Annotated in this window: 22 protein-coding genes; 6 read left to right on the plus strand and 16 right to left on the minus strand. The window is 72.7% G+C overall.

Features of this window, described 5'->3' with window-relative positions; translation table 11 throughout:
• Window positions 1-251: thiamine pyrophosphate-dependent enzyme (locus tag ACFWPI_RS38175; RefSeq protein ID WP_380425347.1), on the plus strand; the 251-nt coding region annotated here is incomplete at its 5' end.
• 115 nt (window positions 252-366) lie between these two features.
• On the opposite strand, the gene ACFWPI_RS38180 is transcribed toward ACFWPI_RS38175, so the two are convergent.
• Both ACFWPI_RS38180 and ACFWPI_RS38185 read right to left on the minus strand, forming a co-directional pair.
• The gene (locus tag ACFWPI_RS38180) at window positions 367-1218 is read right to left on the minus strand and encodes a helix-turn-helix domain-containing protein (RefSeq protein ID WP_380379625.1); all 852 of its coding nucleotides are present in this window, start codon (window positions 1216-1218) and stop codon (window positions 367-369) included.
• 106 nt (window positions 1219-1324) lie between these two features.
• On the minus strand, window positions 1325-2143 hold the full coding sequence (locus tag ACFWPI_RS38185; protein WP_380379628.1) for an SDR family NAD(P)-dependent oxidoreductase: 819 nt from the start codon (window positions 2141-2143) through the stop codon (window positions 1325-1327).
• Between the two features lie 99 nt (window positions 2144-2242).
• Between ACFWPI_RS38185 and ACFWPI_RS38190 the strand changes: the two genes are divergently transcribed.
• Window positions 2243-2956 (plus strand): NADPH-dependent F420 reductase, encoded by a 714-nt coding sequence (locus tag ACFWPI_RS38190; protein ID WP_380340471.1) that lies wholly within the window; start codon window positions 2243-2245, stop codon window positions 2954-2956.
• Window positions 2957-3013: 57 nt separating this feature from the next.
• On the opposite strand, the gene galK is transcribed toward ACFWPI_RS38190, so the two are convergent.
• Complete coding sequence (gene galK / locus ACFWPI_RS38195; protein WP_380379631.1) at window positions 3014-4180, minus strand: galactokinase; 1167 nt, start codon at window positions 4178-4180, stop codon at window positions 3014-3016.
• Window positions 4177-5277: a galactose-1-phosphate uridylyltransferase gene (gene galT, locus ACFWPI_RS38200; RefSeq protein ID WP_380379634.1), complete on the minus strand. Its 1101-nt coding sequence runs from the start codon at window positions 5275-5277 to the stop codon at window positions 4177-4179. Before galT ends, galK begins: the two co-directional genes overlap by 4 nt.
• A 187-nt stretch (window positions 5278-5464) precedes the next feature.
• Here galT and ACFWPI_RS38205 point away from each other — a divergent pair, with 187 nt between their 5' ends.
• Window positions 5465-6289 (plus strand): DeoR/GlpR family DNA-binding transcription regulator, encoded by an 825-nt coding sequence (locus tag ACFWPI_RS38205; RefSeq protein ID WP_063346550.1) that lies wholly within the window; start codon window positions 5465-5467, stop codon window positions 6287-6289.
• 8 nt (window positions 6290-6297) lie between these two features.
• Here the strand turns inward: ACFWPI_RS38205 and ACFWPI_RS38210 are convergent, their stop codons facing one another.
• The 9 genes from ACFWPI_RS38210 to ACFWPI_RS38250 all read right to left on the minus strand — a co-directional run bounded on the left by ACFWPI_RS38210 (window position 6298) and on the right by ACFWPI_RS38250 (window position 15122).
• Window positions 6298-7374, minus strand: coding sequence for a LacI family DNA-binding transcriptional regulator (locus tag ACFWPI_RS38210; RefSeq protein WP_380379637.1), 1077 nt, complete (start codon window positions 7372-7374; stop codon window positions 6298-6300).
• A 57-nt stretch (window positions 7375-7431) separates the two neighbouring features.
• Window positions 7432-9153, minus strand: coding sequence for a glycoside hydrolase family 36 protein (locus tag ACFWPI_RS38215; RefSeq protein WP_380379639.1), 1722 nt, complete (start codon window positions 9151-9153; stop codon window positions 7432-7434).
• Between the two features lie 2 nt (window positions 9154-9155).
• Entirely contained in the window at window positions 9156-10076 is a 921-nt protein-coding gene (locus ACFWPI_RS38220) for a carbohydrate ABC transporter permease (RefSeq protein ID WP_380379642.1), read from the minus strand.
• Window positions 10073-10993, minus strand: coding sequence for a carbohydrate ABC transporter permease (locus ACFWPI_RS38225; protein ID WP_380340488.1), 921 nt, complete (start codon window positions 10991-10993; stop codon window positions 10073-10075). Before ACFWPI_RS38225 ends, ACFWPI_RS38220 begins: the two co-directional genes overlap by 4 nt.
• Entirely contained in the window at window positions 10990-12333 is a 1344-nt protein-coding gene (locus tag ACFWPI_RS38230; protein ID WP_380340491.1) for an extracellular solute-binding protein, read from the minus strand. The genes ACFWPI_RS38225 and ACFWPI_RS38230 overlap by 4 nt, the downstream gene beginning before the upstream one ends.
• Window positions 12334-12534: 201 nt before the next feature.
• Window positions 12535-13761, minus strand: coding sequence for a radical SAM protein (locus ACFWPI_RS38235; protein WP_380379646.1), 1227 nt, complete (start codon window positions 13759-13761; stop codon window positions 12535-12537).
• 20 nt (window positions 13762-13781) lie between these two features.
• A complete protein-coding gene (locus tag ACFWPI_RS38240; protein ID WP_380379649.1) occupies window positions 13782-14516 on the minus strand; it encodes a hypothetical protein in 735 nt (244 codons plus the stop codon).
• 181 nt (window positions 14517-14697) lie between these two features.
• A complete protein-coding gene (locus ACFWPI_RS38245; protein ID WP_380379652.1) occupies window positions 14698-14976 on the minus strand; it encodes a hypothetical protein in 279 nt (92 codons plus the stop codon).
• Window positions 14973-15122, minus strand: coding sequence for a hypothetical protein (locus ACFWPI_RS38250; protein WP_380379654.1), 150 nt, complete (start codon window positions 15120-15122; stop codon window positions 14973-14975). The genes ACFWPI_RS38245 and ACFWPI_RS38250 overlap by 4 nt, the downstream gene beginning before the upstream one ends.
• Before the next feature lie 275 nt (window positions 15123-15397).
• Between ACFWPI_RS38250 and ACFWPI_RS38255 the strand changes: the two genes are divergently transcribed.
• Entirely contained in the window at window positions 15398-16285 is an 888-nt protein-coding gene (locus ACFWPI_RS38255) for a helix-turn-helix domain-containing protein (protein ID WP_380379657.1), read from the plus strand.
• Complete coding sequence (locus ACFWPI_RS38260; protein WP_380379660.1) at window positions 16272-16481, plus strand: DUF397 domain-containing protein; 210 nt, start codon at window positions 16272-16274, stop codon at window positions 16479-16481. The genes ACFWPI_RS38255 and ACFWPI_RS38260 overlap by 14 nt, the downstream gene beginning before the upstream one ends.
• A gap of 49 nt (window positions 16482-16530) precedes the next feature.
• On the opposite strand, the gene ACFWPI_RS38265 is transcribed toward ACFWPI_RS38260, so the two are convergent.
• The 3 genes from ACFWPI_RS38265 to ACFWPI_RS38275 form a co-directional block, all read right to left on the minus strand.
• Entirely contained in the window at window positions 16531-17124 is a 594-nt protein-coding gene (locus ACFWPI_RS38265) for an isochorismatase family protein (protein WP_380379663.1), read from the minus strand.
• A 111-nt stretch (window positions 17125-17235) separates the two neighbouring features.
• Complete coding sequence (locus tag ACFWPI_RS38270) at window positions 17236-17550, minus strand: hypothetical protein (RefSeq protein ID WP_380379665.1); 315 nt, start codon at window positions 17548-17550, stop codon at window positions 17236-17238.
• 62 nt (window positions 17551-17612) lie between these two features.
• Window positions 17613-18176: a MerR family transcriptional regulator gene (locus ACFWPI_RS38275; RefSeq protein WP_380379668.1), complete on the minus strand. Its 564-nt coding sequence runs from the start codon at window positions 18174-18176 to the stop codon at window positions 17613-17615.
• Between the two features lie 63 nt (window positions 18177-18239).
• On the opposite strand from ACFWPI_RS38275, the gene ACFWPI_RS38280 reads away from it, so the two are divergent.
• On the plus strand, window positions 18240-19007 hold the full coding sequence (locus ACFWPI_RS38280) for a maleylpyruvate isomerase family mycothiol-dependent enzyme (RefSeq protein ID WP_380379671.1): 768 nt from the start codon (window positions 18240-18242) through the stop codon (window positions 19005-19007).
• Window positions 19008-19098: the final 91 nt, after the last annotated feature.

Genomic DNA, 19098 nt, shown 5'->3' on the forward strand with positions numbered 1-19098 from the left:
AGGGCACCCGGATCCCCGACTTCGTCCTGCTGTCCGAGGCGATGGGCTGCGTCGGCCTGCGCTGCGAGCGCCCCGAGGACCTGGACGCCGTCATCAAGCAGGCCATGGAGATCAACGACCGCCCGGTCGTCATCGACTTCATCGTCCACCAGGACGCCATGGTCTGGCCGATGGTCGCGGCCGGCACCAGCAACGACGAGATCCAGTTCGCCAAGGGCGTCCGCCCCGACTTCGGCGACGACCTCGACTGACACCCCTCCCCTGAACCCCGGTCGTAGGCCCTCGACCCCCGCGAGGGCCTACGGCCGGTCTTTTTGCGCTCAAGATCTCGTGCCATTCAGGCAGGCGGCCGTTGGAGCAGGCCGCTCAGCGGGTCGCCGACGCCGACGCCGACCAGGAGAGCAGGAGGCGCAGCGCGTCGTCCGACGGGGTGTGCGGGTCGGCGGTGTAGGTGACGAGGGCCTGGTCGGGGTCGTCGGCGGGGCGGAGGGTGTCGTAGGCGAGGTCGAGGGGGCCGGCGATGGGGTGGTGGAAGAGCTTGCGGCCGGAGGTCTTGTCGGCGACCGGGTGTTCGGCCCAGAGGTGGCGGAACTCCTCGCTGTGGACGCAGAGTTGGCCGACGAGTTCGGCGAGGAGGGGGTCGTGGGGGCGGCGGCCCGCCTCCAGGTGGAGGAAGGCGACGTTCTCGCGGGCGCAGGCCGTCCAGTCGCCGTAGAGCTCGCGCGAGGCGGGGTCGAGGAAGGTGCAGCGGGCGATGTTGCGGTCCTCGACCGGCAGGGCGCCGTAGTCGCCGAACAGCGCGACGGCCGCGCGGTTCCAGGCCAGGACGTCCATCCGGTGGCCCATCACCAGGGCCGGGACGTGGTCGAGCTGGTCGAGCAGGCGCAGCAGGGAGGGGCGGGGCTGCTGCGGGGCGGTGCGGCGGCGGGGCGCACGGCGGGTGGGGCGGGCGAGGCGGTGGAGGTGGCCGGACTCGTCGGGGGCGAGTTGCAGGGCGCGGGCGACGGCGTCGAGGACGGCTTCGGAGGGGTTGCCGACACGGCCCTGTTCGAGGCGGGTGTAGTAGTCGACGCTGACCCCGGCGAGGTGGGCGAGCTCCTCGCGGCGGAGCCCGGCGACCCGGCGGCGGCCGCCGTAGTCGGGCAGGTCGACGTCCTCGGGCCGCAGCTGGGCGCGGCGGGTGCGGAGGAACTCGCTCAGGGCACTGGTCGGGTTCATAGGGATGATTCTCACCCAGAGGCGGGCGGCGGTGCCTGGCCCTGCCAGGACCAGGCACCGCCGGCACCGCACGCGGCCGGGGACCAGCCGGGGATCAAGCCGGACGTCAGCCCGCGACGGCCTGGACGGCGGGCACCAGGCCGCCGTCGACGACGATGTCCTGGGACGTGATGTAGGAGGACCGGTCGGAGAGCAGGAAGGCGACGGTTTCGGCGACGTCCTCGGCCCGGCCCAGGCGGCCGAGCGGGATGCGGGCGCGGATCGGCTCGTGGGCGGCCGGGTCGGGGATGACCGCGTGGAACATCTCGGTGGCGATGTAGCCGGGGCTGACGGAGTTGACCCGGATGCCGCGCGCGGCGAGGCCGCTGCCGAGGGTGCGGGCCAGGCTGAGGACGGCCGCCTTGGTCGCGGCGTAGACGGGGGCGTCGGGCAGGCCGCGGTGCGGGGTCCAGGAGGCGTTGAGCACGACGGAGCCGCCGCCGGCCGCCTCCAGGAGGGGCAGGGCGTGCTGAACGGTGAAGAACACGCCCTTGAAGTTGACGTCGACGGTGTGGTCGAAGTCGCCCTCGGTGACGTCGGCGGCGGGCTGGAAGACGCCGACGCCCGCGTTGGCGAAGACGCCGTCGAGCGTGCCGTGGCGCTCCCGGACGGTGGCGACGAGCCGGGCGAGGTCGGCCGGGACGGCGACGTCGGCGCGGACGGCGAGCAGCCGGTCGCCGCCGTCGAGCCGTTCGGCGGCGCGGGCGAGCCGGGCGTCGTCACGGCCGGTGATGACCACCTGGGCGCCCGCGGCGAGGAGGCGGCGGGCGGTGGCGAGGCCCATGCCGCTGGTGCCGCCGGTGATCAGGACGGTGCGGTCGGCGAATTCCCGGGGGTCGACGGGATCCCGGGTCATGGCGTTGTCGGACGGGGCGTTGTCGGTCATGGCACCCACTCTCCCGACGGCCGTGGAGCCGGGGCCAGGCCCGGCCCGACCCTGGGTCCGGAAGAACCACCCTGCACCGGGAATCGACGGCGCCACCGGGTGGTTGGGGCAGGACGACAAGCGTGTGACACTCGCGAACAGGGGTCTGACATGAAGATCGGCATCATCGGTGCGGGCAACATCGGCGGCAACCTGACCCGACGGCTGACGGCGCTCGGGCACGACGTCTCGGTGGCCAACTCGCGCGGTCCGCAGTCGCTGGCCGCCCTGGCCGAGGAGACGGGCGCGACGGCCGTACCGGCCACCGAGGCGGCGCGCGGGGCACAGGTCGTGGTGGTGACGGTGCCGCTGAAGAACGTGCCGGACCTGCCGGCCGGGTTGCTGGACGGCGCGGCCGCGGGCGCGGCGGTGATCGACACCGGCAACTACTACCCGCAGCAGCGCGACGGCCGGATCGACGAGATCGAGGACGACGGCCTGACCGAGAGCCGGTGGACGGAGCGGCACCTCGGCCACCCCGTGGTGAAGGCGTTCAACGGCACCTACGCGCAGGACCTGCTGGAGCGGCCGCGGCCGGAGGGCGATCCCGAGCGGATCGCCGTGCCGGTGGCGGCGGACGACGAGGCGGCCAAGCGCGTGGTGCGGGCGCTGATCGACGAGCTGGGCTTCGACACGGTGGACGCGGGCGGGATCGACGAGTCCTGGCGGCAGCAGCCGGGCACGCCGGTGTACGGGCTGCGCGCCGGGGTGGAGGCCGTCACCCGGGCGCTCGCGGAGGCTTCTCCGGAGCGCCCGGCGGACCACAAGGCGTGACCCCGGGAAGGCGTGCTCCCGGGAAGCCGTGACCCGCGCCGACCCCGACGGGCCCGGTCAGCCCGTGCGGCGGGCCCCCTCGGCCGGGACGGCGGTGAGGGTGCGCGGGGCGGCGTAGCCGGCCGCGCGGAACGCGGTGGTGACGGCGGCGGCGACGGCGTCGGCGGCCAGTGCGTCGACGAGGGCGATCACCGAGCCGCCGAAGCCGCCGCCGGTCATCCGCGCGCCGTGGGCGCCGGCGGCGAGGGCGGCCTCGACGGCGAGGTCGGTCTCGGGGCAGGAGACCCGGTAGTCGTCGCGCAGCGAGGCGTGGCCGGCGGTGAGGATCGGGCCGAGCGCGGCGGGCCGACCGGCATCCAGGTGGGCGACGGCGGCCGCGACGCGCTCGTTCTCGGTGACCACGTGGCGCACCAACGGCCGCAGCTCCTCAGGGAGTCGGGGCAGGGAGGCCGGCAGGGCGGCGGGCGTCAGCTCGCGCAGCGCGGGCAGTCCGAGCAGCGCGGCCGCCCGCTCGCAGCCGGCCCGCAGGGCGGCGTAGGCGCCGTCGCCGAGGTCGTGCTTGACCCGGGTGTCGAGGACCAGCAGGGCGAGGCCGGCGCCGGCGAGGTCCAGCGGGACCTGTCGCGTCGTCAGGTCCCGGCTGTCGAGGTGCAGGGCGGCGCCTGGGCGGCAGCACATCGAGGCCATCTGGTCCATGATCCCGCAGGGGACGCCGACGAAGTCGTTCTCGGCCCGCTGTGCGATCAGGGCGAGTTCGGGGGCGGACAGCCCCAGCCCGTACAGGTCGTTGTACGCGATCGCGACGACGCATTCCAGGGCGGCCGAGGAGGACAGCCCGGCTCCACCGGGCACGTCGCTCTCCAGCCGGAACTCGGCGCCGCCGACGGGGTGCCCGGCCTCGCGCAGCGCCCACACCACGGCGGCCGGAAAGGCCGCCCAGCCGGGCACCGAGCCCGGGGCCAGGTCCGCGACGGCCAGGTCGGCGACCACTCCGTCGCCCTGGGCGGACCAGAGCCGCAGCCGGCCGTCGTCGCGGCGCCGGGCCTGGGCGCGGACGGCCTGCGGGAGGGCGATCGGCAGCACGAACCCGAGGTTGTAGTCGGTGTGTTCGCCGATCAGGTTGACCCGGCCGGGGGCGGCCCACTCCCCCTCGGGGGCGTGGCCGTGGAGCTCCTCGAAGGTGTCTGCGGGGGTGTTCGCAGTGGCGTTCACGGGCGTGTTCACGGGGCTACCTCCCGCAGCCGGCGGGCCGCGTCCTCGGGAGTGATGTCGTTGACGAAGGCGTCCATGCCGGATTCCACCCCGGCCAGGAACTTGAGCTTGTCGGCGGCGCGCCGGATGGTGAACAGCTCCAGGTGGAGCGCGAGTTCGTCCTCCTGGCCGGCGGGCGCCTGGTGCCAGGCGGAGATGTACGGGGTGCGGGCGGCGCCGAAGAGGCGGTCGAAGCGGCGCAGCAACTCCAGGTAGAGGCGCGGGAATTCGGCGCGCTGCGGCTCGTCCAGGCCGGTCAGGTCGGCGACCCGGCGGTGCGGGTAGAGGTGCACCTCGTACGGCCAGCGGGCGGCGAAGGGGACGAAGGCCGTCCAGTGCTCTCCGGCGAGCACGACCCGGGCGCCGTCGGCGCGTTCGGCGGCGAGCAGGTCGTCGAAGAGGCTGCGGCCGGTGGCGGCGCGGTGTTCGGCCGCGCGCGCGGCCATCCGGGCGGTGCGCGGGGTGGTGAAGGGGAAGGCGTAGATCTGGCCGTGCGGGTGGGCGAGGGTGACGCCGATCTCGGCGCCCCGGTTCTCGAAGCAGTAGACCTGCCGGACGCCGGGGAGGGCGGCGAGTTCGGCGGTGCGGTCGGTCCAGGCGTCGAGGACGAGGCGGGCCCGCCGTTCGTCGAGGTCGGCGAAGGAGGCGTCGTGGTCGGCGGTGAAGCAGACCACCTCGCAGCGCCCGGCGCCGGGGCCGCTGACCCGCAGTCCGTCGGCAACTTCCAGCGCCGCCGCGGGGCCGGCCAGCGAGGGGAAGCGGTTCTCGAAGACGGCCACCTGGTAGTCGTCGGCGGGGATCTCGCTGTACCGGCCGTCCCGGGAGGGGCAGAGCGGGCACTCTTCGGCGGGGGGCTGGTAGGTGCGGGCCTGGCGGTGCGCGGCGACGGTGACCCAGGCTCCGGTGGCCGGGTCGAGCCGGACCTCGGAGCCGTGGGCGGGCGGGTCGAGCGGGCGCAGGTCGACGGCGTCCCGGGGGACGGCCTCGCCGCTGTCGTAGTAGATCAGCTGTCGCCCGTCCGCGAGTGTGGTCACGGTCTTGGCGGTGGGCTGGGTCAGGGTCCCGGCCATGGCCTTCTTCCCTCTATCCGACACGAAACAACAATATCCAACATTATCCATCAGGCCTGGCTGTCCGGAAGGGGTCCGCGCCTGCCATGATGGCGGTGACCGTGGCCCGCCGGACGGCCAGTCGAACGGCCGGCTGCACGAATGGCCGAACGGTCAAGCGGACCACACCGACCCGAGGAGCCCCCCGATGGCTGACAGCGCCCAACCGCTCGCCGGACAGCGCCGCGTGCTGATCCTGGAGCGGGTCCGCGCGCGCGGCGGCGTCCGGGTGACCGAACTGGTCCGGGACCTCGGGGTGTCCGACATGACCATCCGCCGCGACCTGGACGCGCTGGCCCGCCGCGGGCTGGTGCACAAGGTGCACGGCGGGGCGGTGCGGACGGAGGCGGCGGCCAGCGGCGAGCCCGGGTTCGAGACCAAGGCCAACTGGCAGCTGCCCGCCAAGGAGGCCATCGCCCGGGCCGCCGCCGCCCTGGTGCCGCCCGGCTCGGCGGTCGGGCTGGCCGCCGGGACGACCACCTTCGCGGTCGCCCGGCAGCTGCGCGCCGTCGAGGGCCTCACCGTGGTCACCAACTCGCTGCGGATCGCGGAGCTGCTGGAGGAACCCGACGAGGACGGCACCCCCGCCACCGCGACGGTGATCCGCACCGGCGGCGTCCGCACGCCCTCCGACGCGCTGGTCGGGCCGGTCGCCGACCAGGCGATCCGCTCGCTGCACGTCAACGTGCTGGTCATGGGCTGCCACGGCCTCTCGGCCGAGACCGGGCTGACCACCCCGAACCTGGCCGAGGCGGAGACCAACCGGACCTTCCTCCAGTCCGCCCGCCGGGTCGTCGTGGTGGCCGACCACACCAAGTGGAACGCGGTCGGCCTGGCCTCCTTCGCCGCACTGGAGCAACTGGACGTGCTGGTCACCGACGACGCGCTGGCGGCCGAACACCGGGCGGCGGCAGCCCAGTTGGTCGGCGAGCTGATCGTCGCGCCGACCGGGGAGCAGGGCCACCAAGCCTGACAGAGGCCCTACGGACCCGTCCGGGAACTCGCCCGCACCACCAGCTCGGCGGCCAGCTCCAGCCCGCCCGCCGGCGGCGCCTCCCCGCGCACCTGGCCGAGCAGCCGCTCCACCAGGGCGGCGGCGATCGTCCGCAGCGGGAGCCGCACCGAGGTCAGCGCCGGGTGCAGGTGGCGGCAGAGCGGCGTGTCGTGGAAGCCGGTGACCGCCACCCCCGCCGGTCCGACCGCCAATCCCTCCGCCCGGACCGCCTCGTAGACGTCCAGCGCCAGCAGGTCGCTGCCCGCCGCGAAGGCGGTCGGCCGCTCGGGCCCGCGCAGCAGTTCCCGCACGGCCGCGACGTCCGGCCGCGCCGCCGTCACCGCGGACAGGCCCAGCCGGGCCGCCTCGGCGAGGAAGCCCGCCCGCCGGGCGGCCATCCACGGCAGGTCCTCGGCGCGGCCGACGTACCCGATCCGGCGGTGGCCGAGCGCCGCCAGGTGCCGTACCACCACGGCCATCGCCGTGTCGTTGGCGATGTCGACCCAGTGCTGGGGCTGCCCCGGGCCGGTCCGTCCGAAGGTGACGAACGGGAGGCCGGCCCGGACGACGTGCCCGATCCGGGGGTCGTCGCCCAGCACGTCCGCCAGCACCAGCCCGTCGACCTGCCGGGCGGCCACCAGTTCGTCGATGGCCGCCAGCGGGCCGGCCGCGTCCTGGGCCGCGTCCTGCGCCAAGCCCTGAACCGCGCCCCCAGCCCGGCCCTGCCCCGGACGGAAGAGCAGTACCCGCTGCCCCTGCGCCCCCGCCGCGTCGACCAGCGCCTCCAGGAAGCCGGCCATCAGCGGGTTCGGGTCGAACGGGTCGTCCACCGGGGCGAGGTAGCCGAGGGTGCGCCGGGCGCCGCTGCGCAGCGAGCGCGCCGACTGGTCGGGCTGGTAGCCGAGTTCGCGGATCGCCGCGGTCACCCGGGCCAGCGTGTCCGGGCGGACCCGCTGGGGGGCGTTGAGCGCGTTGGAGACGGTCTGCCGGGACACCCCGGCCGCGCGGGCCACCTCCTCGATGGTGGTGGCGCCGCGGCGCGGTCGGGGTGTTCCCTCGGGCATCGGAGGCTCCAGGACGGCTGCTCGGGTCTGACGGGCGCTCGGTTCTACCGCTCGGCTCTACGGGCGGCGCAGGGTCAGCAGCCCGCCGCGCGGCACGGTGATGCCGCCCGCCCGGTCGAGCTCGACCTCGCCCTGCCGGACGATACGCCCTCGGGCGTCCTGCACGGTGGCCTCTGCCGTCCCGCCGCCGCCGGTGAGCCGGACGTCCGGGTCGGCGTCGGCGTTGGCGACCAGCAGGGTGCGCCAGTGCGCACCGGAGACGTCCACCGGCAGCGCGGCGTAGCGGGCCACCGCGACGGTGCCGCCGCCGACGGCCGTCACCATCGGGTAGCCGAGGTCAGGCCGGGCCGGGCGCAGCTCGCCGAGCTGCAGGGTGGCGACGTGCTCGCGGAAGACGCCGAGCCAGAAGGCGATCGCCTCGCGCTGCCCGGGGCTCTGCGCGGCGAGGTCGACGGAGACCTGCGGCACCGAGAACAGCACGTTGATCAGGTGGCAGGCGATCTGCTCGGGCGGCTCGGCCGGGTGCCACATCAGCATGTCGGCGTGGACCGGGACGGGCCCGGCGGCGAGCCGCACGTCGATGGTGCGCTGCCGGTTCTCCTGCGGGCTGAGCGGGCAGTCGGTGGCGCGGACCATGGTGACGTACGGCCACAGGCCGGGGCTGACGTACGGCTGGCGGTGCTCGATCATCGCCCCCGGCTTGACCGCGGTGATCCGGCCGCGGATCGCGGCGAGCAGCCGCTCGACGCCCTCGTCCACGGTGGCGCAGTCGGCCTCGGGTCCGGCCTCCGGCGCGTCGGCGCGGGCGAACCAGTCGACGAAGTCGACCTTCAGCCCGTCCATGCCCCACTCCTCGACGGCGCGGGCGAGCCGGCCGGCCAGGAACGCGCGGACCTCGGGGTAGCGCGGGTCGGCGACGATCGCGCCCAGGTGGGCGGCGTCGGCGAGCGCGTAGCGGCCGATCGCCTCGAAGGCGGCGCTGTCCTTGCCGATGAACGGCAGCGCGTACCAGAGCAGGTACTGCACGCCGAGGTCGTGGACGCGCTGGACGTGGGCGGCGGTGTCGGGCAGCGAGACCGGCTCCCAGTCGCCGCAGTGCGCGTAGCCGCGGGTGCGGTCGGCGGTCATCCAGCCGTCGTCGACGATGATGACGTCCATGCCGAGCTCCTTGCCGAGCGCGGCCTGCGTCTCGACGGCCTTCGGCGAGACGTCCTGGTGCATCGAGTACCAGGTGGAGTAGGCGGGGCGGCGGGCGGCCTCGGGGATGGCGGGGATGTCGGCCGCGCGGCCGGCCCACCACCAGGCGGCCAGGTCGGCCAGGCAGCGCGCGAAGTGCCGGCGGGAGGTGTCGATGCGGACGGTCAGCCGGCCGGCGGCCTGGGCCCAGAAGCGGAACTCGCCGGTCTCCTCCAGCACTCCGGCGCCGGCCAGGACGTCGGCGCGCTCGGCGGCGAAGGCGCAGATCGCGAGGTCGCCGGTGCCGATCAGGGCGGCGATCGGGGCGCCGTCGGCCAGTCCGGTGCGGCGCGGGGCGCTCCACGCGGCGGGCAGCCGGCCGGTGCCGCGCGGCTCGGGCGTCCAGAACGCGGTGGCGTCCACGCACGGCACCCGCCACTCGATCCGGACGTCGCCCGCCCCCTCGGCGGTCACCTCGACGATTCCATCGCCCGCCCCGCGGGCGCTCGCGTTCCCGCTGACCCGCAGGTCCAGGCCGTCGGCGTAGAGCGGACGCAGGCCGCCGGCGACGGCGGGGGCGTGCGGTTCCCAGATCTCGGTCATGTTCAGCCCTTCGTGGCGCCGGCCAGCAGGCCGGAGATGAACTGCCGCTGGAGGACCAGGAAGAGGACCATCATCGGCAGGGTGGACAGCGCGGTGCCGGAGAGGATCGCGCCGTAGTCGGTGTTGCTCTTGTTGCCGTGCAGGGTCGCGAGGGCGACGGGCAGGGTGTGCATCGCGGGGCTGCGCAGAGCGATCAGCGGCCAGACGAACTGGTTCCAGGAGCCGAGGAAGAGGAAGATCGAGAGGGCGGCCAGCACGGGCCTCATGACCGGCACCACCACGCTGAACAGCACCCGGAACTCGCCCGCGCCGTCGACCCGGGCTGCGTCCAGGAGTTCGTCCGGCAGGCTGCTCAGCGACTGCCGCATCAGGAAGATCGCGAAGGGCACGCACAGGCCGGGCAGGATCAGCGCCTGGTAGGTGTCCAGCAGGCCGAAGTTCGTCATCATCTTGAACAGCGGCACCAGCGTGACCTGTTCGGGCACCACGAGGGTGGAGAACAGCAGGGCGAACAGCAGGGTCCGGCCGCGGAAGCGGAACTTGGCGAAGGCGTAGCCCGCGAGCAGCGCCACGACGAGGGCGCCCAGCGTCTGGACCCCCGCCACCAGCAGGGAGTTCCCGACCACCCTGAGCAGGCCGATCTTCTGCTCCAGGTGGCTCAGGTTCTCGCCGAGGCTCCCGCCGGGCAGCAGCTTGGGCGGCCAGTCGAAGACCTCGGTGTCCTTGCGGGTGGAGGCGACCACCAGCCAGTAGAAGGGGGCGATCGACAGCCCGGTGATGCCGGCGAGGAGGAAGGTCAGCGGCCAGCCGCGCAGCTTCTTGAGGGGGTTCACGCGCTCGGAGGCCTGACTCTTGGAGGTCTCGCGCTCCGGAGTCTCGCGCTTGGAGGTCTCACGCTTGGAGGTCTCACTCTTAGAGGTCACTTGTCGCGGTCTCCCATCAGGCGCATCTGGACGGCGCCGAGCACCGTCACGAGCAGGGTGAGCGCGTAGGCGATGGCGGAGGCGTAGCCGAAGTCGTAGTACCGGAAGCCGTTCTGGTACAGGTACATGGAGACGGTCAGGGTGGCGTTGTCCGGCCCGCCACCGGTCAGCACGTACGGCTCGTCGAAGAGTTGGAGCGTGCCGATGGTCGAGAGCACGACCGTGAACAGCAGCACCGGGCGCAGCGCGGGGACGGTGACGGAGGTGAAGCGGCGGATCGGTCCGGCGCCGTCGACCATCGCGGCCTCGTACAACTCCCGTGGAATGGACTGGAGTCCGGCGAGGTAGATGACGGCGTTGTATCCGGTGTAGTGCCAGGTGAGCACCACGACGACGGCCGTCCGGGCCCAGACGGGCTGGCCCATCCAGTCGACGGAGGGCAGGCCGACGGCGTTCAGCACCCAGTTGACCGCGCCGTCGTCGGTCTTGAGCAGGTAGGCGAAGATCACGCCGGTGGCGACCAGGCCGGTGACCGAGGGCATGAAGACGCCGAGCCGCCACACCGTGCGCCAGCGCACCAGCGCGGAGTTGATGCCGACGGCCATCAGCAGGGCCAGTCCGAGCATCAGCGGGACCTGCATGACGAGGATCTCGCCGGTGTTGGACAGGGCCGTCCAGAACAGCGGGTCGTCCAGCAGGCGCCGGTAGTTGGCGAGGCCGGCGTCGCGGGTGGCCGCGCCGGAGCCGGTGGTGAAGGACAGCAGCAGCGACTCGACGACCGGGTAGGCCTTGAACACGCCGAAGGTCAGCAGGGCGGGGGCGAGCAGCAGGTACGGTACGGCGGCGCGCCGCCGGCGGGACCGGCGCGGCGCTGCGGACCTCCTGGTGAGGGCGGCGGGCGGGCTGGCGGCACTCATGCGATACCGCGCCCGGTCTGCTGGGCGAGCTGCTTGGCGGCGTCCTGGAGGACGGCGGCCGGGTCGGCGCCCTTGAGGAGGACCCTGACCTGGGCGTCGCTGACGAGCTTGAGGGCGCGGGCGTAGTCACCGGAGTAGTTGGTGGGGTAGCCGCCCTCGATGGCGAGGTCGGCGAAGGTCCTGAGCACCGGCTGCCCGCCGTAGTAGGCGCTCGGCGCGGCGTACAGCGGGTCGGTGTAGGCCTCGGTGAGGGCCGGGAAGACGCCGCCCGCGTTGAACATGGCGTTCACCGAGGCCGGGCGGGTGACCGTGTACTCGACGAACTTCCAGGCGGCGCGGCGGCGCGGGCTGGAGGCGGCGACGGCCAGGTGGGTGGAGTTGACCAGGGCGGTGCGCTTGCCGCCGGGGGTGACCGCCGGGGGCTTGGCGAGACGCCAGTTGCCGCTCTGGTCGGGGATCTTCTTCTCCAGGTAGTGCGCGACCCAGGCGGGCATCGCGGCCACCCCGAGCTTGCCGGCCTTCATCACGGGCGGCCAGCTCTGGACGCCGGGGGTGTCGCCGATCAGCCCGGCCTCGTCCAGCCGCTTGACGATGGTCAGGGCGCGCACGGCCGGCTCCGAGCCGACGGTGATCTTGCCCTGGAGGTCGAAGTAGAAGGCGCCCTGCAACTGCATCAGGCCCTGGACGAAGTCCAGGTCGGGGGTGGGGTTGGCGGCCCTGTTGATGCCGATCAGGGCGACGCCGGGGTTGGCGGCCTTGAAGCGGTCGGCCACGGCGAGCAGGTCGTCCCAGGTGGCGAGGGACTCGGGGTCGATGCCCGCCTTGTCGAAGTAGTCCTTGCGGTAGAAGAAGCCGAGCGGGTTGACCTCCCAGGGCAGCGCGTAGGCGTGGCCGTCCTTGCCGCTGACGACGGGCCACAGGCCCTTGGCGAACTTGTCCTTGTGCGCGTCGGCGCCGAGCGCGGAGAGGTCGGCCAGGCCGCCGGGGAACTTCTCCAGGTATCCGGGCAGGTAGTCGCAGCCGATGTGCAGCACGTCGCCGAGGCCCTGGCCGCCGGCCGCCAGGCCGACGGTGATCTTGTCCCAGATGGCCGGTTCGCCGATGTCCTGGACGTCGACCTTGATCCCCGGGTTGTCCTTCTCGAAGGCCGGGACGATCCCGCGCAGGGCTTCGGCGGCCGTGGCCCAGGACCAGACGGTGATGTTGCCGCTGTCGGCGTCCCCGCCCGAGGCGCCCCCGGAGCCGGAGTCGCCGCAGGCTGCGAGCGTGCCGCCGGCGGTCAGGGCCAGCAGGCCCGCTCCTGAGGCTCGGAGCAGATCACGACGGGAAAGGTGTGACATTGCATTCCTCTCTGAGGGGTGGCGAGGAAGGGTTGAGGCAGGAAGGGTGTGGCGAGGCAAGAAGGAGGGGGTTTTGAACGTTCAAATACACAAAACAGACCAGAACCAAACAGGTTCGAACGGGCGGGTCACAGCAAACGCCCACCCTCCCCGCGCCGTCAAGACCTGGGCGCGGGGAGGGTGGGCTCCGAAACCGTTCTGTTATCCCCGCGCAGCGTCCGGAGCGCCGAACACGGTCCCCGGGGTGACCGGGATCCCCCGCGCCATGGCCTCGAAGTCCAGGATCGGATGGGTCAGGATCTCCTCGACCTCGTCGGTCAGGAGGTTGCCCAGGATGAACTCCTCCTCCGCACCCGACCCGAAGGTGACCACCTGCCCGCTCGACTGGATCATCCAGTTCAGCAGCTCCCGCTCGCTGCTCTCCGCGAGGTGGATCTCCCGGCCGGGGTGGTCGCGCCGGATCCCGTCGACGACCGCGCGGACCTCCTCCACCGCCACGCCGAGCCTGCGCACCGTGGCCGGCGAGGCCCGCCGGCCCCACCACTGGAAGATCACCCACTGGGCGACCGACGGGTGGGACAGCACCTCCGCGGCGAGCTCCGGCAGTTGGTGGAGGTTCTCGGCACTCGCCACCGTGTGCACCCGCACCCGGTCGAAGCCCTCGGCGTCGCACAGGGCGAGCGACTCCAGCAGCGCGTCGAGGAGCCTGTCGTCCGGGCTCCGGCGGAAGGCGCGTTGCACCTCCGGCGTGACGGCGTCCAGTGGCAGCCGCAGCGAGGACAGGCCGTGGAGCCGGGAGAGCTTCTCGGCGGTGAGCGTGTAGCCGGTGGTGTCGAGGCCGACCTTGAGACCGCTGGCGATGGCGTCGTCGATCACGTCGAAGACCGGCGGCCACAGCAGCGGGTCGCCGCCGGCCAGGACCAGGTCGGTGGTCCCGTGCGCGGCCAGCTTCCCGACGATCCGCCTGGCCTGGTCGAGGTCGATCTGCTCCGCCGCGAACGGGTTGTAGCAGCCCTGGCAGGACATCGGACAGCGGTTGTTGATCGACCAGTTGACCCGCCGGACGCGGCGGCCGGTACGCGGCCGGTCGGCCCTGCCGCGGATCCCGGCCACCAGCCGGGCCAGGCGGACGGCCTGCGGGAGGGTGGCGCCGGCGAGCAGTTCCTCGGCGCGTTCGACGGCGGCCGCGGTGGCGTTGTTCTGGAGCAGGAGGAAGGCCAGGCGCCACCGCATGGTCTCGTCCCCCCGGTCCTGGCCCAGGGCCTGTTCGACCCGCTCGGTCAGGGCCCCGAGGTAGCCGGGGGTGAAGTTGGCGGGCTCCAGGCGCCGCTGGAACGCGTCGGCTATCGAGCCTCGTTCCAGGGCCCGGTCGTAGCCGGCCCGCAACGGGTGCGGGGGCAGGATCTCCACGTGCTGCCGGGTAGGCATTCGGTGTTCTCCGGTACGGGTCAGTTCGGGGCGGACGGCAGCATGATGACCATCGAGTCGGCGGACGACAGGCCCATGCCCTCGACGAAGACGGCGTCGCGGACGAGCTGCGCGATGGCGGGGTGGGTGGGGGCGGCGAGGTAGCGGGCGGTGGAGTCGAGCGGGGTGATGTCATGCTCGGCGATCAAGGTGCGCAGCGAACCCGGCAGGTCGTCGAGGCCCTCGCGCATGTCCTCCAGGTCGAACCGGTCGGCCAGCCGCATCGCCGCCCTGCGGGCCTTGGCGAGGTTGGTCGTCGGGTCCAGGACGGTCGCCTTGGCCAGGTAGTAGGGGACGGGCTGCATCATCCAGGCCAGCGCCGCGCGCGGGTCGTCCTCGTCGCGGCCGGAACGGTCGAAGGCCTCCGACCCGAGCCCGAGGCCGTCGCAGAACCACTCGGGCCGCATGCTGATCCGGTAGTGGGCGTGACCGGCCAGTCGGAACGCCGGGAGCATGGCTATGACGGACGTCGTCTCGATCCGGAAGGTGTCGGAGATCCGCCGCATCGTCCGCCCCACCACGGCCCGGACCTCCGGCACGTCGGCCCCGTCGGCCACGACGTGGATCAGGTCGAGGTTGGAGACGATGTCACCGGTGGGCCCGGTGCGGTGGTCGCCACGGGCCAACGAACCGGTCGCCGCCACTGACATGCCGGTCACGTCCGCGAACTCGCGGGCCAGCTCCTGGAACAGCCGGGGGACGTCTTCGGGTCTCACGCGCTTCCTCGGGTGTCGGCTACGGACGTTGAGTCGACGCCATCTCTTCCAAGACTGCTCACATCATGGAGAGTTGGCGTTCAGATGGGCACCCTAACAGCGACCCGCCACAAATGGTCGCGTTTGCACCACATATCTCACACACCACAGCTGACGGACCGACACAAGCGGTCTCAACCGGTCACTCAAGCGCCGCCCGCCGCACGTAGATCGGATGGGCATCCAGCCCGACGAACGCCACCGCCCCCACCGCGCCGAAGTGGTACAGCCGGTGAGCGATCTCCCCGGCGGCCCAGGGCCCGAACCGGCCGGCCAGGCAAGCGGCCTGTTCGGCGTCCAGCGGGAGCACGGCGAGGCCGACCCGGAGGACGTCAAGGGCATCGAAGAGACTCGCGAAGGTGGTGGGCTCGGTGAAGCCCACGATCTCGACAGTCACGGAGAAGGGGAGCCCGTCGCTCACCGCACGCCCCCGATCTGCGCCCGGACGGTCTCGCCGATGCCAGCCGGCCGGTCGGCGAGGCAGTCACTGACCAGCCGCCGGGCGGCGGGGGCGGATTTGCGGTGCCGGTGCAGCCGGCACGAGCACTTCTCCAACGTTCCGGGCATGGCAGGACCTCCTCCGGGTGTGGCTCGCAGCAGGCGGCGTCGGCCGGGGAGGGGCATGGAAATGCCCGGGTGGCCGCCCGTCGGATCGCCGTGAGCGAGCAGTCGGACTACTGCCCGTAGTCTGCCCAAGACGCTCCGCAATCTGCAAGACTTCATTTTGGGGCATTCGAACGGCGTAACTCGTTCGGTTGACTTTCATTGCGAAGCGGGCGCACGGGTGCTTTCATTTCGAGCGCTGACGGTGCTTCATACTGGAAGCCAGGAAGGGGAAGGCCATGCCGGAAGGGCCCACTGGATCAACGGTGCCGCGCAGGCAACTCGGGCGGTACCTGCGTGATTTGCGCAACCGATCGCGACTCACGGTGCGGGCAGCGGCTCGCAGCCTGGAATGGTCGGAAGCGAAGATGTGGCGCATCGAGAGCGGTCACACGTCCTTGCGGAGCCTCGATGTCGAGGCCATGTGCAAGGTCTACGGCGCACCGGCCGAACTGACCGAAGCCCTGATGGGACTGGCGAAGGAGACCAAAGCCCGGGGTTGGTGGCACGCCTACGGGGATGTGATCCCGGAGGGGTTCGACCTCTTCATCGGGCTCGAAGAAGCGGCTTCGAAGATCGCTTGGTATGAGAGCGAGTTGGTTCCCGGTCTGCTGCAGACCGAGGACTACTCACGCACGATCATGCGAGCGGGCAAGCCTCACGAAGACGACGACGAGATCGAACGACGAGTCCACCTCCGTTCGGCTCGCCAGGTGCTTCTCACCAGGTTCACCGATCCGCCGGTCTTCGACGTCGCACTCAACGAGGCGATACTGCGACGACCCATCGGTGGCGGCAAAGTCATGGCGGGACAGCTCGCCCACCTGCTGGAGGTGAGCGAGCTTCCCAACGTCACCATCAAGGTGGTCCCGTTCGACGCGGGTCTGCACCTGGGCGTCTTGTCAGGCCCGTTCGGAATTCTGCGCTTCCCGCTCAACGGCGACGGCTCCGAGACGGAGCCGCCGACCGTCTATGCGGACGGATTCACCGGCGACCTGTATCTGGACAAGCCCAACGAAGTGGAACGCTACGACGCCGCGTTCACGAACATCTGGGAGACAGCGCTCAGTGAGCAGGCGTCGAAGCAGCTGATCTCCGAAGTGGCAGGAAGTTATGGACACGGTTGATCTGACAGGAGCGGTGTGGTTCAAGTCCACCCGCAGCAACGCACAATCCGCTTGCGTTGAGGTCGCGATCCTCAACGACGGCATCGTCCCCGTTCGAGACTCCAAGGACCCCAGCGGCCCGGCGCTCGTCTTCCCGGCCGACGCCTGGACGGCGTTCGTCACCGCCCTCAAGGGCGGCGAAATCCCGAACGTCTGAACACACTTGCGCGAGAAGTCGGCCGGGCCGACTTCTCGCGCAAACCTCATCAGGTCAGCACGACCGGCGTGCCCGTCAGGTCCACGCCCGCCTGGCGGAGTTCGCCGAGGGCGGTGACCGTGGTCTCGGTGGCCACGCCCGCCGTGTAGTCCAGCAGCACCCTGGTCGCGAACCCGGCCTTCACGGCGTCCAGCGCCGTCGCCTTCACGCAGTGGTCGGTGGCGATCCCGACCACGTCCACCGCGTCCACGCCCTGGCCGCGCAGCCAGTCGGCGAGCCGGGTGCCGTCCGCCGCGAAGCCCTCGAACCCGCTCTTGGACGCCGAGTGCGCGCCCTTGAAGAACACCTCGTCCACCGCGCCCGCGTCGACGGCGGGCGCGAAGGACGGGTGGAACTCCCCGCCCTCGCTGCCGACCACGCAGTGCACCGGGAAGGACTCCCGGAAGTCCGGCCGCGCCGAGAAGTGCGGGCCCGGGTCGATGTGGTGGTCCCGGGTCGCGACCACCCGCGCCCAGCCCTCCCGCTCCGGGCCCTGGACCAACTCGGCGATCGCCCGGGCCCGGTCGGCGCCCCCGCCGACCGGGACGCTCCCTCCCTCACAGAAGTCCTTCTGCACATCCACCACGATCAGCGCGCGAGCCATCGACCGGCCTTTCCTCGGGGGTACGGGATTTCGCGGCCAGCTTGACGCCTTCGAGGTGCGTGGACGAAGCAACCCGGGCTGGCGTTCACCCGGACGGGCCTGGCGCGGCGATCAGCACACCCCGGCAGCACCACCAAGGCCCGCAGCGGAGCGTTCGAGGGAGTCGGTCAGCCACAGGTAGGACAGGCCGACCGTGACCGGATCCCCGCTCGCCTCGGCCACGAGCCGCCAGTAGCGGCGCATCCGCCGGTCCCGGTCCACAGCCACGTAAGCCAGCAGGCGGCCTCGGAACTTCGGGGTGTCGCGGTCGCCGCGGACGGAGGCGTGGGCCGCGACGAACCGGTCGAGTGCGGGGCCCACCCGGGGCGGCTCACCCGCCCGTACCAGGGGCTGGGCCAGCGCGCACGCCTCGCCGATCCCGCCCACCAGCTCGTCCTCGTCGGCGATCAGTGCGGCACCGGCCCGCGCCCTGGCCAGCAGGTCTCGGCTCAGTTCCCGGTCCCCGGTGCCAGGGCGAACAGCTCGGCGAACGCGACCACCTGCGGCGGGGTCGGGTCGGCGGGCGGCTCGGGTACGGCGATCGCCACGAACGCGGTGAGCATCGCCTCCGACACCGGGGCGGCCATCGCGCGCCTCCAGAAGTCGATCAGCGCGTCACGGGCGGCTCCCCCACCCTCCATCGCGGCCAGCAGCTCCAGCCTGGCGGCCCGGTCGGCCGGTCCGGCCTCCTCGACCGCGCGCAGCGAGGCCCGCCGCCAGGCCAGGTCCGCGAGCCGCACGTCGAGCGCGGCCCGCTCGGCGGCGACGACCTCGGCCACGGAGCGTTCGCCGGCGAGCACCTGCCTGATCGAGGGCAGCCCGAGCCCGAGCCTGCGCAGCCGTCGGACCAGGCCGAGCCGCTCCACGGCCACCTGGTCGAACCTGCGGTGCCCGCCCGTGCTGCGCACCGAGTCGACGATGCCCTCGTCACAGTAGAAGCGGATGGTGCGCACCGGCACGCCGGTCAGCCGGGCCAGCTCGCCGATCCCCAACGTCTCATCGAGCAAAGGCACTTGAACCTCCACCGGACTGGAGTTCCTACCGTACCCAGGTAACCCCGAGAGAGGAGCATCGCGATGGCGATGACGTCGACGCTGGACACCGCACGGCTCGTGGAGGGACTGCGGGAGCAGACCCGGCAGTTCGCCCGCGCGGTCGCCGGAAGGGACCCGGACACCCGGGTGCCCACCTGCCCGCAGTGGCCACTGCGCACCCTCGTCGGGCACCTCGGCCAGGAGCACCGCTGGGCGGCCGAACTCGTCCGCACGGGCGGGCAGTTGCCCGTCCCCGACCCATGGCAGGCCGATCCCGGCGCCCCGGACGGGTGGGCCCGGTGGCTGCGCGAGGGCGCGGAGGACCTGGTCCGCGCGGTCCAGGAGACCGGCGCGGACACCGAGTTGCCCACGTTCTTCGGGCCACGGCCGGCGGCGTTCTGGCTCCGCAGGCAGCTGAGCGACACCTGCGTCCATCACTACGACGCCGCGTCGGCGACGGGCACCGCGTTCGAGATCGCCGACGACCTCGCGGCCGACGTGATCAGCGAGAACCTGGACCTGCTGTGCACGCCGGCCTTCGAGTCGGTCAGGCCGGCGGCGGCCGGGCTGCGCGGCCGGGGCGAGCGGGTCGGGTTCCGGCCGAGGTCCGGGGAGGGCTGGGTGATCACCAGGGCACCCGAGGCACTGCGGTGGGAGCGCGGGCCGGTCGAGGCCGACGTGGTGGTGTCGGGCGCGGTGGCGGACCTCATGCTGGTGCTCTCCCGCCGCCTCCCGCCGCAGGACGACCGGGTGACGGTGACGGGCGACCGCGCCTTGCTGGACCACTGGCTGACCCACACAGCGTTCTAATACTGCAACCGCATCTGGGGGGTGTGTCCTCGGCGTTTGTAGTGGGAGTTGCGGGCGCGGGCTTGGCTTCGTCGTCGGAAGTGTGACCAGT

This window comes from Kitasatospora sp. NPDC058492 (assembly GCF_042720685.1).
Lineage (GTDB): Bacteria > Actinomycetota > Actinomycetes > Streptomycetales > Streptomycetaceae > Kitasatospora.

Coding starts and splice junctions, on each gene's coding strand:
- ACFWPI_RS38180 (WP_380379625.1), bottom strand. CDS start 1,218: ATGAACCCGACCAGTGCCCTGAGCGAGTTCCTCCGCACCCGCCGCGCC.
- ACFWPI_RS38185 (WP_380379628.1), bottom strand. CDS start 2,143: ATGACCGACAACGCCCCGTCCGACAACGCCATGACCCGGGATCCCGTC.
- galT (WP_380379634.1), bottom strand. CDS start 5,277: ATGGCCGGGACCCTGACCCAGCCCACCGCCAAGACCGTGACCACACTC.
- ACFWPI_RS38205 (WP_063346550.1), top strand. CDS start 5,465: ATGGCTGACAGCGCCCAACCGCTCGCCGGACAGCGCCGCGTGCTGATC.
- ACFWPI_RS38210 (WP_380379637.1), bottom strand. CDS start 7,374: ATGCCCGAGGGAACACCCCGACCGCGCCGCGGCGCCACCACCATCGAG.
- ACFWPI_RS38215 (WP_380379639.1), bottom strand. CDS start 9,153: ATGACCGAGATCTGGGAACCGCACGCCCCCGCCGTCGCCGGCGGCCTG.
- ACFWPI_RS38225 (WP_380340488.1), bottom strand. CDS start 10,993: ATGAGTGCCGCCAGCCCGCCCGCCGCCCTCACCAGGAGGTCCGCAGCG.
- ACFWPI_RS38230 (WP_380340491.1), bottom strand. CDS start 12,333: ATGTCACACCTTTCCCGTCGTGATCTGCTCCGAGCCTCAGGAGCGGGC.
- ACFWPI_RS38235 (WP_380379646.1), bottom strand. CDS start 13,761: ATGCCTACCCGGCAGCACGTGGAGATCCTGCCCCCGCACCCGTTGCGG.
- ACFWPI_RS38250 (WP_380379654.1), bottom strand. CDS start 15,122: ATGCCCGGAACGTTGGAGAAGTGCTCGTGCCGGCTGCACCGGCACCGC.
- ACFWPI_RS38255 (WP_380379657.1), top strand. CDS start 15,398: ATGCCGGAAGGGCCCACTGGATCAACGGTGCCGCGCAGGCAACTCGGG.
- ACFWPI_RS38260 (WP_380379660.1), top strand. CDS start 16,272: ATGGACACGGTTGATCTGACAGGAGCGGTGTGGTTCAAGTCCACCCGC.
- ACFWPI_RS38265 (WP_380379663.1), bottom strand. CDS start 17,124: ATGGCTCGCGCGCTGATCGTGGTGGATGTGCAGAAGGACTTCTGTGAG.
- ACFWPI_RS38280 (WP_380379671.1), top strand. CDS start 18,240: ATGGCGATGACGTCGACGCTGGACACCGCACGGCTCGTGGAGGGACTG.